General features: G+C 50.1%; 16 protein-coding genes. 5 read left to right on the top strand and 11 right to left on the bottom strand.

All coding sequences use genetic code 11. From position 1 onward, the window contains the following. The first annotated feature begins 539 nt into the window (after nucleotides 1-539). A complete protein-coding gene (locus F3J37_RS16265) occupies nucleotides 540-1,409 on the top strand; it encodes an AraC family transcriptional regulator (protein WP_160867471.1) in 870 nt (289 codons plus the stop codon). 60 nt (nucleotides 1,410-1,469) lie between these two features. Here F3J37_RS16265 and F3J37_RS16260 read toward each other — a convergent pair whose 3' ends face one another. After that, nucleotides 1,470-2,561 carry a YncE family protein gene (locus F3J37_RS16260; RefSeq protein ID WP_034829915.1) on the bottom strand — a complete coding sequence of 364 codons (1,092 nt, stop codon included), beginning with the start codon at nucleotides 2,559-2,561 and terminating at the stop codon, nucleotides 1,470-1,472. A gap of 450 nt (nucleotides 2,562-3,011) precedes the next feature. Between F3J37_RS16260 and fhuE the strand changes: the two genes are divergently transcribed. Beyond that, nucleotides 3,012-5,189: a ferric-rhodotorulic acid/ferric-coprogen receptor FhuE gene (gene fhuE / locus F3J37_RS16255; RefSeq protein WP_166934457.1), complete on the top strand. Its 2,178-nt coding sequence runs from the start codon at nucleotides 3,012-3,014 to the stop codon at nucleotides 5,187-5,189. Nucleotides 5,190-5,229: 40 nt separating this feature from the next. Here fhuE and F3J37_RS16250 read toward each other — a convergent pair whose 3' ends face one another. Both F3J37_RS16250 and F3J37_RS16245 read right to left on the bottom strand, forming a co-directional pair. Beyond that, on the bottom strand, nucleotides 5,230-5,781 hold the full coding sequence (locus tag F3J37_RS16250; protein WP_034829917.1) for a C40 family peptidase: 552 nt from the start codon (nucleotides 5,779-5,781) through the stop codon (nucleotides 5,230-5,232). Between the two features lie 263 nt (nucleotides 5,782-6,044). After that, complete coding sequence (locus F3J37_RS16245; protein WP_166934455.1) at nucleotides 6,045-7,562, bottom strand: MDR family MFS transporter; 1,518 nt, start codon at nucleotides 7,560-7,562, stop codon at nucleotides 6,045-6,047. A 79-nt stretch (nucleotides 7,563-7,641) separates the two neighbouring features. Here F3J37_RS16245 and F3J37_RS16240 point away from each other — a divergent pair, with 79 nt between their 5' ends. Next, the gene (locus F3J37_RS16240) at nucleotides 7,642-8,307 is read left to right on the top strand and encodes a TetR/AcrR family transcriptional regulator (protein WP_166934453.1); all 666 of its coding nucleotides are present in this window, start codon (nucleotides 7,642-7,644) and stop codon (nucleotides 8,305-8,307) included. A gap of 59 nt (nucleotides 8,308-8,366) precedes the next feature. Further along, the gene (locus F3J37_RS16235) at nucleotides 8,367-8,831 is read left to right on the top strand and encodes an SRPBCC family protein (protein WP_166934450.1); all 465 of its coding nucleotides are present in this window, start codon (nucleotides 8,367-8,369) and stop codon (nucleotides 8,829-8,831) included. 55 nt (nucleotides 8,832-8,886) lie between these two features. On the opposite strand, the gene F3J37_RS16230 is transcribed toward F3J37_RS16235, so the two are convergent. The 5 genes from F3J37_RS16230 to nac all read right to left on the bottom strand — a co-directional run bounded on the left by F3J37_RS16230 (nucleotide 8,887) and on the right by nac (nucleotide 14,009). After that, entirely contained in the window at nucleotides 8,887-9,975 is a 1,089-nt protein-coding gene (locus F3J37_RS16230; protein ID WP_166934448.1) for an ABC transporter ATP-binding protein, read from the bottom strand. Nucleotides 9,976-9,982: 7 nt separating this feature from the next. Next, on the bottom strand, nucleotides 9,983-11,047 hold the full coding sequence (locus F3J37_RS16225) for an extracellular solute-binding protein (protein ID WP_166934446.1): 1,065 nt from the start codon (nucleotides 11,045-11,047) through the stop codon (nucleotides 9,983-9,985). Nucleotides 11,048-11,068: 21 nt separating this feature from the next. Then, the gene (locus F3J37_RS16220) at nucleotides 11,069-11,872 is read right to left on the bottom strand and encodes an ABC transporter permease (RefSeq protein ID WP_166934444.1); all 804 of its coding nucleotides are present in this window, start codon (nucleotides 11,870-11,872) and stop codon (nucleotides 11,069-11,071) included. Continuing rightward, nucleotides 11,869-12,771 carry an ABC transporter permease gene (locus tag F3J37_RS16215; protein WP_166934442.1) on the bottom strand — a complete coding sequence of 301 codons (903 nt, stop codon included), beginning with the start codon at nucleotides 12,769-12,771 and terminating at the stop codon, nucleotides 11,869-11,871. The genes F3J37_RS16220 and F3J37_RS16215 overlap by 4 nt, the downstream gene beginning before the upstream one ends. A gap of 338 nt (nucleotides 12,772-13,109) precedes the next feature. Beyond that, on the bottom strand, nucleotides 13,110-14,009 hold the full coding sequence (nac, locus tag F3J37_RS16210; protein ID WP_166934441.1) for a nitrogen assimilation transcriptional regulator NAC: 900 nt from the start codon (nucleotides 14,007-14,009) through the stop codon (nucleotides 13,110-13,112). Nucleotides 14,010-14,499: 490 nt separating this feature from the next. On the opposite strand from nac, the gene F3J37_RS16205 reads away from it, so the two are divergent. Then, nucleotides 14,500-15,579, top strand: coding sequence for a porin (locus tag F3J37_RS16205; RefSeq protein ID WP_304623236.1), 1,080 nt, complete (start codon nucleotides 14,500-14,502; stop codon nucleotides 15,577-15,579). Between the two features lie 65 nt (nucleotides 15,580-15,644). Here the strand turns inward: F3J37_RS16205 and F3J37_RS16200 are convergent, their stop codons facing one another. From F3J37_RS16200 to F3J37_RS16190, 3 genes are all read right to left on the bottom strand, one after another. Then, the gene (locus F3J37_RS16200; protein WP_166934437.1) at nucleotides 15,645-15,983 is read right to left on the bottom strand and encodes a helix-turn-helix domain-containing protein; all 339 of its coding nucleotides are present in this window, start codon (nucleotides 15,981-15,983) and stop codon (nucleotides 15,645-15,647) included. After that, nucleotides 15,980-16,321 carry a type II toxin-antitoxin system RelE/ParE family toxin gene (locus F3J37_RS16195; RefSeq protein WP_058961005.1) on the bottom strand — a complete coding sequence of 114 codons (342 nt, stop codon included), beginning with the start codon at nucleotides 16,319-16,321 and terminating at the stop codon, nucleotides 15,980-15,982. Before F3J37_RS16195 ends, F3J37_RS16200 begins: the two co-directional genes overlap by 4 nt. Before the next feature lie 120 nt (nucleotides 16,322-16,441). Beyond that, nucleotides 16,442-17,713: a Glu/Leu/Phe/Val family dehydrogenase gene (locus F3J37_RS16190; protein ID WP_166934435.1), complete on the bottom strand. Its 1,272-nt coding sequence runs from the start codon at nucleotides 17,711-17,713 to the stop codon at nucleotides 16,442-16,444. Nucleotides 17,714-17,918 lie beyond the last annotated feature (205 nt).

Below are 17,918 nucleotides of genomic sequence, written 5' to 3'. Positions count from 1 at the left end.
CACGATTTAACAGCGTGCGAAAGATCATATATTTCTCATAAAAATCACAAAAACCAGTGATTAAAGTCACATTGCAAATATTGTGCGTTGACATAGCAAGAATGAAGACAGATTAAAAAAAGCCATTTTTTCACATTTTTGTTAAAATATTTCTTAGCGACTATGCCACGCATTTAATGGCGCTTATCGCCTGTGGTTTCGTCAATTTTGTATTTCTACCTGTTCGTACACAGCAATTTTGATGATATTTTCACTTTAGCCCTCAACTTATCCCTATTGATTGCAAGTTCATGTCGCTCAACATAACATCATGCTTTCCTGGTATTTAATGTGTGGGTGTGTTTTGATAAAAATAAAAGTGTGACGACGATCAAACTTATATTTTTGCCAATGTTAAAAAACAAAAATCAACACCTGGCACTCTCCTAAAATCATCAACGCCTTACCTGTCAATGGATTAAATATTAGTAAAAAGCAAAAATGATGATTACGAGGCTGAAAACTAATGCAAGAATAGCGCTATACCAACAGGAGCTACCATGATTACCTTTTGCATCAATGAACACCCCTCCGCCCGTGGCTTCGACAACAGTTTGCGTCCGCGCCTGGCGTTTATGTGCAAAGCAGAAGGTAAAGAAGAGGCCATTCCTCGCGTCATGCACAAGCATGATGACCGCTTTGAAGTGATGTTCATACGCTCAGGCAGTGGCATCTACAACATCGATGGCCGAGGCTATAACGTCAAGCAAGGCGATATCATGTTGTTTAACGCGAATGTACTTCATGATGAAAGCCCTGATGCGTCAGACGATTTATTGATCTTCAGTTGCGGCGTTGAACAACTTAAGGTTGATGGCTTGCCTCTCAATGTTCTCACCACGCGCGCCCAACCTGCCGTGATGCCCAGCGGTGAGTTTTATGATGAAATTTGCCAGTTGTTTGATCAGATGTGGGCACACGTTAACAGCAAACGGCTCTTTAGTGCCGAAATCGGCGATAACTTACTGAGTGTGCTGTTATTACTGTGCCGCAATATCTGGATTGAAAACAAACAAGAGCAGGAGAGCAATAACACCCTACTGGGACAACGCATCAAAGATTACATTGATAATCACTATAAAGAAGATATCGCACTGAGTTCGATCACCGCTGCATTGAATATGAATCAATTTTATCTGGCGCACGTATTTAAAGATTATTCAGGTTATTCACCCAAACAATATCAGACACGTCGCCGAATTGGCGAGGCGCAAAATTTGCTATTGAGCACCAATCTGGGTGTCACTGAGGTGGCTAACGCCGTGGGTTACGATAACGTCAATAACTTCCATCGCATCTTTCATAATCTTGTCGGCATTCCCCCTGCACGCTATAAAAAATTCTGGCTGACCGGGCAACTCAATCGTTAATTTTTCGTTCTTCCAAAAGGAAAATGCCCTCTTTCGAGGGCATCTTTTCATAGCGCAATCTTATTTCAGTGTAATACGCGCAATACCATCGGTGCCTTTAGTTGAAGAGTCTTTATTGAACTCGGCCTTCAAGGTCACATACAGGGTATTGTTATCCGGTCCAATCAGCAGGCTGTTGGGATTCTGTTCGAATGACCAACTGTTCTTCACTGCGTAAGTGGTGGCATCCAACTGCAGTACTTTCTTCGATTCGCGCTGGCTGATGAAGATCTCATTGCGCTTCGCATCGAATTTAATACCCAGAGAATCACCCTCGATACGCTTGATCACTTTACCGGTGCGCTCGTCAAAGACCAATGTGGCTTTGCCTTTAGAATCGTCAGTCACAAACAGGCGGCCAGTGGATGGATCTTCTGCCATGTTCAGGAACAGATACTCTTTACCGTCACCGGCTGTCCAGCGCTTCTCGATTTTGTGGGTGCGCGGATTAATCACCAGGATCTCGCCAGAGCCGTTGGCCGCATAAATACGTTCAGTAACCGGAGAGTAAATAATGCCCGTTACCCATTTGCCCGCATTTTTAATCTCGGTTTTCAGTTTGAAGGTCTTAGTATCGACCACGGAGATATAACCTGGATCGGCCACTCGACCGACATACAACTCATTGCCATGCCACAGCACTTCACGCGCACCCGCTGGGTAGCCTTCTTTGCTGATTTTGCCCGGGAACACTAAACGCTGCAGCACTTTACCGCTTTGCGCGTCCACTTTGGAAATAGCGCCATCCAGTGAGTTGGTGGTGTAGAACACGCTACCCTGCTCATCGATCGCCGTACCAAAGTTTTTCAGATCGGTGTGTGTCTCACCCTTGGTCTCAAGCGTCGCAGGATCAAGACGATAGATCATACCGCCGTTAACATCTTTGAATGCCTGTGCGCTGGCGACAAACAGTGCTTTCGATGCTGGAGAGTAGGCCATTTCGTACAGACCATCGCCCAGGTCGCGTTTCAACACTGCGGTATCAACCGGTTTTACAGTCTCAGCGGCTGGTGCCTCGGCTTTTTTGGCAGGTGCCTGGCAAGCCGTCAGGCTAAATGCTGCGGCGATCGCCATAGCAACAGTGGCTTTACGCGGGCTAAACAACGATTTCATGCTGAACTCCATCAATGGATGAACGGCTCCGACCACATCGTAGCGGGCGGAAAATATAAGAAGAATGAGAATCATACGCATTAACGTAAAGTAATCAAATATTCGCGTGGATTTATGTGCTCATTCCATCCACTTAATGAAATGAGCGTTCAGCCAAATCGGGCGCTGTGTAGGGCTAAAACGAGTAAAATCTTGCCTGATAAATGTGAAAACGTCCGCAACTAGCGGGTTATAAATCCATCTAGTGAACTAAATTTCCTCGAATTTACACATTATTACACTTCAGATTGAATCCTTGCGAGATTCTATAAAGCAAATGATTATCATTGGCGTTCGTAATTAGATAGTAGATTCAATTGTTCTGCCCTTTTGGGTAGCACGACGCAACCACCAGCATAACAACCGAAGCGTAATGGCTTCTTATAACCATCATTTACCACGGAAACGATTATGTCTTCGATCGGCAGGGAATCAGGTATCCGCAAAACGTTCAGCGTTTCATTGTTGGCTATGGCAGTACACGCCCTTCTCAACCCCACATTGGCGCAGGCTGCTGATACCACTCAGCAGGATCTGGTGGTCAATGCCACCACCAGTGATAGCAGTGGTGACACTGAAAAGCAGGACTATGCGGTGAAAACCACGCGAGCAGGCACCAAGCTGCTACTCACGCCGCGCGATGTGCCGCAATCAGTGAGCGTGGTGACGCAACAGCGTATGCAGGATCAGCAGCTACAAACTGTCACCGACGTGTTGAATAACACCACTGGTATCACCAGCAATTTGGTGGATTCTGAACGTTCTGAATACTATTCCCGCGGCTTCAAAATCACTAACTTCACCTTTGATGGTATCCCCACTTCTACGGGTGATAACTGGAACTACGGTGACGCGGCATCTGATACCGCCATTTATGATCGTATTGAAGTGGTACGCGGCGCGACAGGCCTGATGACTGGGGCTGGCAGCCCTTCCGCTTCGGTCAATATGGTGCGTAAACACGCCGACAGTAAAGATTTTACTGGCTCGGTCAGCGCCAGCTATGGCAGTTGGAATAAACAACGCTATGTCGCTGATATTGCCGGGCCGTTGAACAGTGAAGGTTCGCTCCGCGGGCGCGTGGTAACGGGTTATCAGGATCAGGACAGTTGGCTCGATCGCTATCATAAAAATAAGAAGTTCCTTTATGGCGTGGTCGATGCGGATATCACCGCTAATACTACCCTTTCATTAGGTTATGACTACGAAAAGGCCGATACGCGCGATCCTACCTGGGGTGGCTTACCGGATTTCTATAGCAACGGTTCTCTTACGCACTACAACCGCAGCCTGAACTCCGCCGCCGATTGGACTTACTATCACACTGAAATACAGAAGGTTTACGCCGATCTGGTGCATAACTTCGATAACGGCTGGAGCTTCCATGTGAATGGTACCCATGCCAAAAATACCTTTAGCGATAAGTTGCTTAACCTGTATAGCGCATTCCCTGACGAGAGTACCGGCGAAGGCGTAACCGGCTACGGCAGCCTGGACCGTGGTAAACGTGAACTGACCTCCGTTGATGGTTACGCCAGCGGCCCGTTTGAGTTATTTGGCCGTCAGCACCAGTTGATGGCTGGCTTGAGTTACAGCCGCCAGCACAACCAGACTTACAGCCAGGATGGCGTCACTGACCTGGATGAATATGATATTACCGCCGCTGATATGGGGCCATTTAACAACAACTGGAACGGCAATCTTGCTGAGCCGCAGTGGCAAGGTTGGTATCTGAATGCCAATGATGTCATTCGCCAGAAGTCTGCTTATACCGCCGCGCGTATTTCATTGGCCGATCCACTATCACTGATTATTGGTGCTCGCTACACCGAATGGAGCACTAACGGTAGCAGCGGCGATATGACCCAGCACAACACCACGCCGTATGCCGGTCTGGTGTATGACATCAACGATACCTGGTCTGCGTACGCCAGCTATACGTCAATTTTCCAGCCTCAAACCTATCGCAATAGCTCAGGCCACTACCTTTCTCCGGTTACCGGAAAAAGCTACGAAACGGGGTTAAAATCGGCCTGGTATGACGGCCGTTTGACCGCAACCTTTGCGGTATTCCGCATTCAGCAAGAAAATGTCGGGACAGCAGAGGATGGCGTCTACGTTAATAACAGCAGCGAGCAGGCCTACACCGCCACTAAGGGCGCACGCAGCAAAGGCGCTGAATTTGAACTAAACGGTGCGCTTACCGATAACCTGCAATTAACCTTCGGCGCAACGCGCTATGTAGCGCGTGATTCGGATGGTCGTTATAACCCTGATCAACCGCAAACCCAGTTCAAGCTGTTCACCCGTTATCAGATTCCAATGCTGCCCGACCTGACTATCGGCGGGGGTATTAACTGGCAGAACCGCGTATTTGAAGATGTGAGCGCGCCAGATGGCAGCACCCAGCGCGTGTATCAGGGAAGCTATCCACTGGCAAACCTGTTTGCCCGTTATCAGGTCACCAAACAGGTTGCGGTGCAAGCTAACGTCGATAACTTATTCGACCGTGAGTACTACACCTATATGAACAACTATGTTTACGGTGAGCCGCGCAACTTCTCGGTTAGCGTGTCATATCAATTCTGATAAAAAAATCCCCGGCGCCAGGCCGGGGATACTTTCTGCATCACACTTTATTTTTATAATTAAAGCTGATCTGCGAATTCTGTTCACGTGGCAGACGCCGCGCCTCCAGATATACCGATTTCCAATACGGATTATTCAGTGAGGAGCGCATCACGCCCTGGCTAACCGAAGCGTGGAGGAATTGATGGTCGGTGTCATAAAAGCCAACATGTAACTCGTGTTTGATACGAAAGAACACTAAATCACCGGGTTGCAGGTGCGCCTTATCAACCGGCTGCCCCATGGCAATTAATTCGCGCGTTGTGACACGATCCATTGGAATATTGAAACGATCTTTTAAGGTTCGCCAGACAAAACCGGAGCAATCCACACCGTTTAATTGCGTGCCGCCCCACTGATATTTGGTGCCTTCCCATGAGTGCATCTGGTCGTGTAATGCCGCGATCACGGGAATCAAATCGGGTTGCTTACCACCATCGGTTGAAGCATCGACACTCTCTTCCGCAGGTGCATGAGAAGTTTTGGAAGAGCAACCTGCCAGGGTAATAACAAACAGACAGGCGATAAATTTTCTGGCCGCAGAGTTGATCATGGGATGACGTTTTCGCTGAGGGAGACAGTGGTTAGAGATTTATACCGCAAAAAAGTTGCAAAAATAAATAGCTCGCCGCTGAATTCTTTTAATCCTCTTCTTTTTTACTTAAGTTTACGCAAAGGTAACATCATGTATTTGGGATAAAAATTATATATTCCTTCGCCAATTTTCGCTTTGGAGGTTATTAATTCGCCCAACTCTGCTGCTATTTCATCCCACCATCAGCATCTGTCTGCCGATGGTGGCAAGCGGGCATCAATTTATTGTTTGGATTGACTGCGTAACGGCGACTCTGGCAGGAATAATGACAAAATAAAGGCCAGCGCCATCACCACCGCCGCCATCTGGAATGCCGCATGCACCGCTGCGCTAAATACCTGCAAATACGCTTGTTGCACATCATACGGCAAATGGTGCACTGCATTCGGGTCCAGCGTGGCGGGCAATACATCGCCCTTTTCCACCAATTCAGTCAAACCCGATTTCAAGACGTGACTAAACATCGCGCCAAATAACGCCACCCCGATTGAACCGCCCACCGAACGGAACAACGTGACAGAGGATGTGGCGACGCCAATACGGTCGGGTGTCACACTGTTCTGAACGGCCAGGACTAACACCTGCATCACCATCCCCATGCCCATTCCGAGCACGCAGGCGTAGAGATAAATCTGCCACAGCGAGGATTGCAGCGTCAGCGTCGTCATGAGTGCCATCCCAACCGTCGCCAGCAAGGTTCCGCCAATCGGAAAAAGACGATACCGACCAGTTCGACTGATAATGCGTCCGCTGATAATCGATGTCACCAGCAGCCCACCCATCAGCGGTAACAATTGCAATCCGGCTTCAGTCGGGGTTGAGCCTTTCACCACCTGCAAATAGAGCGGAAGGAAAGTGACGCTGCCGAACAGCGACATCCCGACAATAAAAGCCATCAAACTGGAGAGCGAAAAACTGCGATTACGGAACAGCCCAAGCGGAATAATCGGTTCCCATGCACGACGTTCTTCGTAGATAAAGCCAATCACTCCGACCAGACCAAACGCCAGGATGCACCACAACTGCGGATCGCTCCATGCCCGCAACGTACCGCCTTCACTGGTAAACAGGGTGATACCCACTAGCGCAAGACTCAGGCAAACAGCACCGGGATAATCAATCTCATGCGGTTTACGTTTGTTATCGGCTTTAAACACCGCATTAATAATCAGCAGCGCAAACAACCCTAACGGTAAATTGATATAGAAAATCCAGCGCCACGAGGCGTGCTGGACGATGAAGCCCCCCAGTAATGGCCCCACCACGGTCGCCAGACCGAAAACGCCGCCAAAGAGTCCCTGGTATTTACCGCGTTCTGCTGGTGGAATAATATCCGCGACGGCCGCCATACTGACCACCATCAGTCCGCCACCGCCGAGACCTTGCAGTGCGCGGGTAAAGATCAGTTGCTCCATATTTTGCGCCAGGCCACACAGTGCCGAGCCGATGAGAAACAAGATGACCGAGATTTGTAGCACCGTTTTACGGCCAAACAGATCGCCGAACTTGCCGTAAAGCGGGACAACAATTGTCGAGGCCAGCATGTAGGCCGTGACGATCCACGACAGCCGATCAAGCCCGCCCAATTCACCCACAATGGTTGGCAGTGCTGTCGAGACGATGGTCTGGTCAAGGGCGGAAAGCAGCATGACCAGCATCAATGCGCCCATCAGCAAGCGGACGGAAGGAAGACGCTCTTCTCCACTGCCTGAGTGCGGCACAAGTGTTTTAGGTTTCATATCAGACACCAATTGAAATTAATTAAATACACAATTAATATTGCTCGAAGTCTGACATGAAACAAGTGAGCGCGTAAAGATGACCGCACAAAAAGTCCCAGCTGATGATAAGACAACCCCTGCCAAACCCCGCCGTCCTGGACGTCCTCGGGGCGGAGCCATCACTGCACAACAGCGCGAGCACCTGTTGGACATTACGCTTGCGATTTATGCCGAAAACGGCATCGCTGAAACCTCGCTGAATGCGATTGCACGTAAAGCTGGCGTGAGTCCGGCGATGCTCAACTACTATTTTCAGTCGCGCGAATCGTTGCTAGATGTGGTGGTTGAGGAGCGCTTTTTACCGCTACGTCAGCGTCTTGAAGCTCACTTTAACAACGATGAAAGTGACCCTGTCACTACTTTTAGTGGATTTATTCGTGAAATCGCTGACATAGTACTGAACAATGACTGGTTTGCCCCACTGTGGATGCAAGAAGTCACCAGCGGCTCTCACGGCTTAGGTCAGCACATTAAAGAACGATATGGTCATGCGGGACGCGACAAAGTCAGGGCTTTGATTGTGCGCTGGCAACAGCAGGGTTTATTGAATGCAACGTTAAATCCCGATTTGCTGATGACCTCCATCCTGAGCATGATACTCGTGCCCTTCACACGCTTCGCCAATGAGCCGGAGTTTGATACGGAGCTGATTGTACAGCACACACTTAGCCTGTTCTGCCAGGGTATCCGCCCGCTCAGCTAACCCGTTCTCTGCTTCGCATCTACACTGTTGAAATGATATTCAGCGAGCAGGAAAAAATGATGATTCTTGATGCCGACACCGACTTACAGCTTGAGCGTACCTTGCAAGTGCCCGCCGATGTGATTTGGCGCTGCTGGACCACACCAGAACATCTCAAGCACTTTTTCGTGCCAAGGCCTCATAAGTTAGTCAGTTGCGATATCGATCTGCATCCTGGTGGTCGGTTCAACACGGTTTTTGAGGTGGAGGGGAATGAAATGCGCAATGATGGGGTGTTTCTGGAGCTGATACCGGGTCGTAAACTGGTCTTTACCGATACCTATACAGAAGGATGGAAACCTGCTGAGCATCCTTTCATGACCGCAATATTGCTACTGGAACCGCTCAATCCGCACGCGACTCGTTACGTTGCCATTGCCAGGCATCGCAACGCTGAAGCACGCGCCGAACATGAAAAAATGGGCTTTCATAGCGGCTGGGGCATGGTTGCCGATCAGCTTGAAGCTTATGCACAGACGCTTTAACTCTGGCCGAATCAAGTGTGGCACGCAAAGTGCGGCCCAAAGGCCGCAATTCGTCTTACTCATACACCACGTGATTACTGTCGCTATTCCACTCTGCCAGCACGCGGTCTCCAGCGACGAAATTCTGTGGATCGTCTCCACTCTGCGTTTGCTTCCAAGCCATCAGGGTTTCCCCATTGGGAAGGCGCAGGTTGTAGTGCAACATGTAGCCGCGATACACCACCTGTATCACCTCCGCAGCCGTAGCATTGCAGGTGGCCGTCCCCAGCGGCTGTTGTAATGGTGATAAACGCACCGCTTCAGGGCGAATTGTCACAGTCGCTTTACCTTTTAACTCCCCCTCCACCAGCAAACGCACACCGCTTTCTGTCTGCAATTCACTGCACCCGCTTTGAGAATGCATCACTTCGGCAGAGAGGAAATTTGAGGCACCGATAAAGCCTGCCACAAAGGCCGTGGCCGGTTTTTGATAGATCTGGGCGGCGCTCGCCACCTGCTCCAGCTTGCCACCCTGCATCACCGCGATTTGATCCGCCATGGTCAGTGCTTCATCCTGATCGTGCGTCACCATAATGGTGGTCAAACCGAGACGCTGTTGAAGTTGACGGATCTCCAACTGCATACTTTCACGCAGACTCTTGTCCAGTGCCCCCAGGGGTTCATCCAGCAGAAGCATATCCGGTTCGATCACCAGCGCACGTGCCAGGGAAACGCGCTGCTGCTGGCCACCAGATAGCTGTGCAGGTAAACGATCACGATAGCTTTTGAGCTGTACCATATCGAGCGCTTTTGCCACACGGTCACTGTATTCGCTGCGCGACTGTCCGCGCATCTTCAAGCCAAACGCCACATTCTCTTCAACGGTCATGTGCGGGAACAACGCGTAATTTTGGAAGAGCAATCCAATATTGCGGCGATGCACTGCCGTTTCCAGAATCGATCGTCCTCCTACGAGAATATCACCCGATGTCGGTGTCACTAGCCCCGCCACCATGCGTAAACAGGTGGTTTTGCCACAACCACTGGGACCGAGTAGCGCCAGGATTTCGCCCGCATTCACGGTTAATGAGACATTCTCAACGGCCACGGTCTTGCCGTAATGTTTGCTGAGGCTATCAAGCCGTACTTCATAAGATCGCTGCATCATCGCCTCACGCGTTGAAGGTTTGATTGTAGCGCTCCAGTAACTCGGCGCGACGCGGGATGATGTAGGTCCAATCCGGTGTGAACAGGTTTAGTTGCTGCATTTTCTCTTCGGGATAGGCGAGATATTTCAGTGTAGACTCATCAAAGTTAATGCCTTGCACCGTTGGCGCACTCAGCGTCACTTCTGCCAGCATCTTCTGCACATCTGCATCCAGCAAACGGTTAATCCACGCCAGCCCCAGTTCGCGTTGTGGTGCCCCTTTCACTAACGCTAAACCGTTAATGCCAGTAAACGCGCCCTCTTTCGGGAAGGTCATATCCAGCGGAATCCCTTTTTTGGTATGCGGGTAAATGGCTTTTGAATACTCGATACCACCCACCATCGCCTGACCCTGCGCCACCATCATCACCTGCGCTTCGCCGTCGTACACCGTCATCACGTTATTTTTGAGTTCCGCCAACTTGTCCCAGCCTTTATCGATTTCATACTGCGCTTCCTGCAGCGGCTTGCCGGTCGCCAGCGCGGCAGCAACGATCAGCATTAATATGCTTTGCGTATTCTTAGGCGTGTTCAAAATCATTTGGTGTGCAAACTGCGGCGTGAAAATTTCGTTATAGCTCGCAATCGGTTTGGTCATTTGCGGATTGATAAACAGCCCGGCCATCGAAACCGAGAACCCCACGCCGTAGCGATCGCTCAGCAAATAGCGGTCAAAGACATTTTCCAGGTTAGGAATACCTTCAGTTGGCAACGGTTCGATCAGACTTTCCGCTTTCGCCTGAGGTACGCCAATATCGTCCATCGACATCACGCTGAACACGGGTTTGGCTTTGGTGGCACGCAGTGCAGCAATGTTCGCCAGCGTAGCGCCCTCCGTGGTCAGCACTTTACAGTTGTACTCTTTCTCAAACTCCGGCAGGACTTTCTGTTTAATCAGCGCGCCCTGTGCCGAATTGTACACGCCCACTTGCAACACACGGTCGGCGGCATTGGCTTTCACCTGGATATAAGGCAGCAGCGCGGCACCCGCCACTGCTTTTATAAAGGTACGGCGTTTCATAGCACTCATAGAACATCCTCTGGTGTGAAGTTATGCGGCCATCGCACGACGCAGGCCAACCAATTTTTCCAAAATGATGACCACCACGGTGGCGAGTAAAATAATCAGCGTTGACATGGTGGCAACGGAGGGATCAAATACGGTGCCGATTTGGCGATAAAGGACGACTGGCACCGGGGTATTTTCCGAGTCGGCTAACCACATCGAAACCGGGTAATTATCGAAAGACACCATGAAGCAGAAGATGGCACCGGACATCACACCCGGCACAATCTGTGGCAAGATCACCTGACGAAACGTGGCCCAGCGCGAGGCGCCAAGCGTCCGTGCGGCTTCTTCAAGACTGGGATTAACCAGTTCAAGGCTGGTAATGACGGTGCGCACCACATATGGCGACGTCACCACGGTATGAGCCAGTAACAGGTTGAGTTTGGCGTTGCTCCAGCCGTAGCCGGTAAACAACTGCAGCAGAGCAAGGCCGGTGATCAGCACCGGGAATATCAGCGGTGACAACAGCAGACCTTTGCACAAATCGGCACAGGGTAAATTGCCGCGTACCAGCGCAAACGCCGCCGGAATACCAAGCAGTAGAGAGAATAACGTGGTGCCTAATGACAACAGCGTGCTGAACAGCAGCGCGCCGGTAAACTCACTGTTACCCAGTACTTTGCTGTACCAATCCAGCGTGAATCCACTGGGAGGGAAGCTGACAAAATATCCATCTGAAAAGGAAATCGCGATGATCAGCAATATCGGGGCAAGGATAAACACCATCATTGCTGCGGCGAAAACATATAGCGCCGCCCCGCCCCAGCCTTGTAAACGCACATTCATTTTGCCGTTCCTGGCAGACGGCGTCCGCTGAGTAACTTCATTGAAAGTGTATTTACCGTAATGACAATAAACACCAGAATGGCAGCAATGGTGGCACCGAATGGCCAGTCATACACCGCGACGATCTGTTGCTCGGCCAGGTTGCCCAGCATCTGCGCGCGCGGGCCACCGATTAGCGCGGGAATAACATAAGAACCCGCCGCCAACGAGAACACCAGGGTCATCCCCGCGACCAGCCCCGGCAGGCTGAGTGGAAAGGTGATACGGAGAAACACCTGCCACGGAGGCGCACCCAACGTTCGGGCTGCAAATGGCAAATTGCCATCAATTTTTCCCAACGCTGACGCCAGCGGCAACACCATCATGGGAAAGAAGATTTGCAGTGACGCGATAATTACCGCCCACTCTGTAAACATTAACGCGTTGGGACGCTCAATAAATCCGAGATGCAACAGCACATAATTCAGTAACCCGGTAGGGCCATTATTCAGGATCAGTTGCCAGCCATAGGCGCGCACCACTACACTCACGGCCAACGGTGCGATGATCACTAGCGTTAAAATACGTGCCAGCAACACGTTACCCCGCACCAACACCGTCGCAACCGGATAGGCTAATACTGCAGCAATCAAAGACGTGATAAGGCTGATGCGCAATGTGTTCCATAACACATCGCTGTAGAGCGCCACTGAAAAGAAATGCCAGTAATGGCTAAAGGTCCAGGGGGCACCGATATTTCCATCGCTAGACTGTGTCATCAAACTGAACAACATCAATTTAACGGCCGGGGCAAAAAAGAAAAAAAGTTGAAACGCCAGCAGCGGAATAATTAACAAAGCGGGCGATTGCCAGCGACTGGTTAATTTCACCCGTGGCATCGGCGTGGGAATAGCAGTCATCGGAATTCCTCCAGACAATATCATGCACTACGCCATAAAAATCATGACGACATCAGAGAAAACTATGTAGAGTCAGAAATTCCGCGTTATAATATAAGCAATTAAAATGACGTCTATTGCCCTTTAAATTTCTGCGTCACAAAACGTTAATGTAATTGATTGCTGTCGTCCCAATACATTTTCACAATGCGCATATTCATTTCGGTTATGGGCGAAAAGAGAGGATTGAGAAAATATAGATTATTGTTGGATTAGCAGAAAATGGCGGCATCATCTCGCTGGCCGCCAGTGTGATTTAATCAATAAAAGTCATTGTGTGGTTTTTGATTCCCTGCCGGTCACAGACTTTGGGTCAAATCGATGAGCAATTCGCGTACTGCAGCTGCAGGTTCAGACAGCGGAGTACGATCGGAGACGCAGAGAGAGAGCGTTTGACTGATGGCAGGGCCACTGATGGATCGGATCACCACATCCCGGGATTCTGACTGAATACGCTCGGCAATCGCTTTCGGCATGATGGTACAACCAAGGCCCGCATCTACAGCGCGCGCAATGCTTTTTACCGCCTCCAGCTCTCCTACAACATTCAAACTCAGGTGATGCAGGCTAAAGGCTTCATCAATGGCCCGGCGGACAAAGTTATAAGAGGGTGGCAATAGCATAGGCAAAGCGCTGAGTTGGTTGACATGCAGCGCCCCACCATCATCATCGAAATCAAAATCTGCGTGAGCAACAAAATAGAAAGTTTCTTCCAGCAGCGGTTCGTAATGCAGTCCTTTAACCCCACCGCTGCCGTGCAACAGCGCCATCTCAAGCCGACCATTTACCACTAATTCACTGTAGGCTTGCCCCACACTCTCAACCAGATGCAACAGAATACCCGGATGGCGCACCCGCATCTCACTCAACAACGCCATCGACAGCGTGGATGCGGCGCTAAACGGTGCCAGCCCAACCGAAACCCGGCCCGATAAACGCTGTCCTGCGCTGAGGACGTCGACCTCAGCTTGCGCAAACTGACGCAGCATGGCATGCGCATGGCCGTACAGCACTTTACCGGCTTCAGTTGGCACTACGCCCTGTTGACTGCGGATCAACAACTGCCGTTTAAAATGTTCCTCCAGAGCCACTAACTGCTGGCTAAGCGCTGGTTGCGCGATATGCAGTGCATCGGCCGCGCGAGTAATACTACCCATATCAACAATGGTAATGAACGACTTCAGACGTCGGATATTCATAGTTTCCGCCACATTCATATTTGCCGGGCACGTAATGTACCGTAGGCTACTGTGACTTTATCGATAATTGATTTTGGACGGTAAGAAGGATTACTTGTCTCCGGATAGGTGTTTTATATGGATGCATCGTATTATTAGCGCGCAATGAAATAAGAAAATAATATTTAGCCAAAACAAAATTATCTTATCGGTAATCCTGATATCCCCCTATGGTGATTCGCACGTTTCGTTAACGCAGAAACTTACCTAAAAAAATCACAATAATAAACATCCTACCCAACGAAATTCGCTGACCTGTGTCATTACCTGACGGCATCTTTGATGTGTGCGCTTCATCCGCTGGCTGGCTGCTGGTGTGTTTCACTCGACGCAATATTGTGTGTTCGACAAACTTAACAGCCAGCGGAAATTTTTCCTGATTCCTTCCATCGTGCAGCCAGTTTGCACGGTGCTTATACCAACAAAATGACAAATACTCCGACGAGGATAAATGATGAAGCTAAGTTTAAAACTTTGTATTGCCAGCGCCCTGTTCGCTTCTGCATTCAGTCAGGCCGCCGAGATTTACAATAAAGACGGAAACAAATTAGATCTGTACGGCAAGGTGCAGGGAGAGAATTATATCTCCAGCAACGACAGCTTAGGTGGTGATCAATCTTATATGCGCTTTGGTTTTAAGGGCCAGACGCAGATCAATGACCTGATGACCGGCTATGGTCAGTGGGAATATCAGGCACAGCTCAACAATAGCGAAGGCAGCGACGCGCAAAGCGGTAATAAAACGCGCCTTGGGTTTGCGGGTGTAAAAGTGGGCCAATACGGTAGCTTCGACTATGGCCGTAACTATGGTTTGGTTTATGACGCCATTGCTTACACTGACGTACTACCCGAATTTGGCGGCCCAACCGGCACCGCCGATGGCTTCCTGCGCGGCCGTTCAACCGGTGTCGCCACCTACCGTAACCGCGATTTCTTTGGTTTAGTCAATGGTTTGAACTTTGGTTTGCAGTATCAAGGCAAAAATGATCGTGATGCCATCAGTAAAGCCAACGGTGATGGCTGGGCAACGTCACTTGGCTACGCCACCGATTTTGGTGTGAGCGTGGTGGGCGGTTATGCCAATCTGGATCGAACTAATGCACAGAATGCCGAGGGCGTTTACGGACGGGGTGCAAAGGGTGAAAGCTGGGCAGTAGGCGCGAAATACGATGATAACCAGTGGTACTTTGGCGCTTTCTACGGCCAGACCCGTAATGCCTACGCCATCAGCAATAGCTTAACCGGCGAAAGTGGATTCGCGAATAAAACCGAAAGCCTGGAGGCCACGCTGCAATACCAGTTCCTGAACGGTATCCGCCCTTTCATCGCCTGGGTACAAACTAAAGCCAAAGATATCGAGGGTATTGGAAACGAAGACCTGCTCAAATTCCTTGAACCAGGATTGACCTACTACTTCAATAAAAACATGAAGACCTTCGTGGCGTATAAGATCAACCTGCTGGACGATAATAACAAACTGGGTCTGCCAAATGATGACCAGGTAGCATTGGGTCTGGTGTATCAGTTCTAATATTTTGAAAGGCCAGCAGTGCTGGCCTTTTTCGACTACTCGCAGTTAAGTTTGCCACGGGTCAATTACTCGATCACTAATTGGACCTTTTTGCCCATTGCCGCAACCATACCCACCAACGAATCAATGGTAAATTTTTCTGTTTTAAGATTAACCACATCAGAAACTCGTGGTCTGGAAACGTGCAGGATCTTTGCCGCTTCAATCTGCTTATGGCCGCTTGCCGTCATCCATTCAGAAATTTCAGTCATTAGCTGCTTTTTTAATTCATCGGCTCGGTTAATTTCTTCATGAGATTGTGTCAGAAGGGAGTCCGCTTCAGCCGGTTCGAATCCGAGATCAGCAAAAATATTGCTGCCCGCTTTGGTGATATGCCGCGACTGGGTATCGATTTTCTCGGTCATGTTAATTTTCTCCGTTCTTCGATAACTGCTTTATAACGCTCGATTATTATATTCACATCTTTGGGGCTGGTTTGTTGTGTTTTCTTTTGAAAGGCATGTATGACATAAATGGCTTCAACAAATTTTGCCACATAAACGACGCGATATTCGCCATCATCGCCTTTTATTTTGATCTCAATAACACCTGCTCCCCAGCGATTTACAGCCTTGTAGTGAGTGGGATTATGTCCATTTTGAATTTTGTGAAGTTCAAATCCAACGTCCTTTTTCACCTCATTGGGGAACATTTTGATGTCCTCCAGAGTTGTACCACGCCAGTCTAAATCCTTTTCATCCATTTCCGTGCGCTCCACACCACTCCATTTGTGTATAAAATATTATACACACCTAAGTGTACGGAACAAACTTCAGGCAATAAAAAACCCCGCATTTGCGAGGCTTCTCTCAAACTAATGTGTTTACGGATACAACCCGCGATCCTTCCTTGCCAGCAGAATTCGCTCGCAGGCAACGGCGTAAGCTGCCGTACGCAGCGTCACGTTCAGCGCATCCGCTTTATACCACACCGTTTCAATCGCGTGCTGCATAATGCTGTCCAGCCGTTGATTGATCTCCTCTTCGCTCCAGAAGAAGCTGGAGAAATCCTGCACCCATTCGAAGTAACTCACCGTCACGCCGCCCGCATTCGCAATCACATCTGGCACCACAGCAATGCCGCGTTGCTGCAAGATATCATCCGCTTCCGGTAGCGTTGGGCCATTTGCCCCCTCAATAATCAGGCTGCACTTCAGTTGGTTGGCACGTTCAGCAGTAATCTGCCCTTCCAGCGCAGCAGGCACCAGAATGTCGTAAGGCTGCGTCCAAAAATGTTCATCCGCTATGGTGTCAGCACCCGGGAAGCCCGCGATACTACCGTGAGCCTGCTGCCACGTCTGTAACGCCGGGATATCCACTCCGCTGGACAAATACAATGTGGCTTTGTGATCCTGCACCGCCACCACTTTTGCCCCAATCGCATGGAACAGTTCGGCGCTGACGCTGCCAACGTTACCAAAACCCTGCACCGCCACGCGGCTACCTGGCACATCAATGCCCAGCTTAGTCGCAGCGCTGCAACCGGTGACGAAAACCCCGCGCCCGGTGGCTTTGACGCGCCCCAGTGACCCGCCCAGATGCACCGGTTTGCCGGTCACTACGCCGGTGGTAGTGGCGCCAACGTTCATCGACCAGGTATCCATCATCCACGCCATTACCTGCGCGTTGGTTCCAACATCAGGGGCGGGAATATCCTGTTGGGGACCAATCATATTGCCGATCTCGCTGGTATAGCGCCGGGTTAAACGCTCCAGCTCTTTCTGGGATAAGGTTGCCGGATCGACACGCACGCCGCCTTTTGCTCCGCCAAACGGCAAATTCAGTGCGGCGCACTTCACCGTCATCCATGCAGAGAGCGCCATCACCTCCTGCAACGTCACATCAGGATGGAAACGCACCCCACCCTTACCCGGCCCACGCGACAAATTGTGCTGCACGCGATAACCCTCAAAATGACGCACTGAGCCATCATCCATTTCCAGAGGGATATCAACGATTAATGCCCGCTTCGGATGCGTCAACGTATCGGCCCAACGGCTGAGATCGCCCAGCAGTGGCAACACGCGTTCAACCTGCGTCAAATACGTTGACCAGGCTGAGTGACAGTCGCCTGTCACATAGGAAAGTTCAGACAAACTGACCTCCAGATTTTACTGTCAGGATAGAAAATGCCGCCAACGGCAGAATGGTGGCGAGAGGATTGGTTTAGTCGAGCAGGCCGAGTTTTTTCTCCAGATAGTGGATGTTGGTGCCACCCTGCTGGAAATGTTCGTCGGACATGATTTTCATCTGCAGCTCGACGTTGGTCTTGATGCCGTCGATGATCAGTTCCGCCAGCGC

The organism is Candidatus Pantoea communis (assembly GCF_011752685.1).
Taxonomy (GTDB): domain Bacteria; phylum Pseudomonadota; class Gammaproteobacteria; order Enterobacterales; family Enterobacteriaceae; genus Pantoea; species Pantoea communis.
This window is presented reverse-complemented; position numbering and strand designations above follow the sequence as displayed.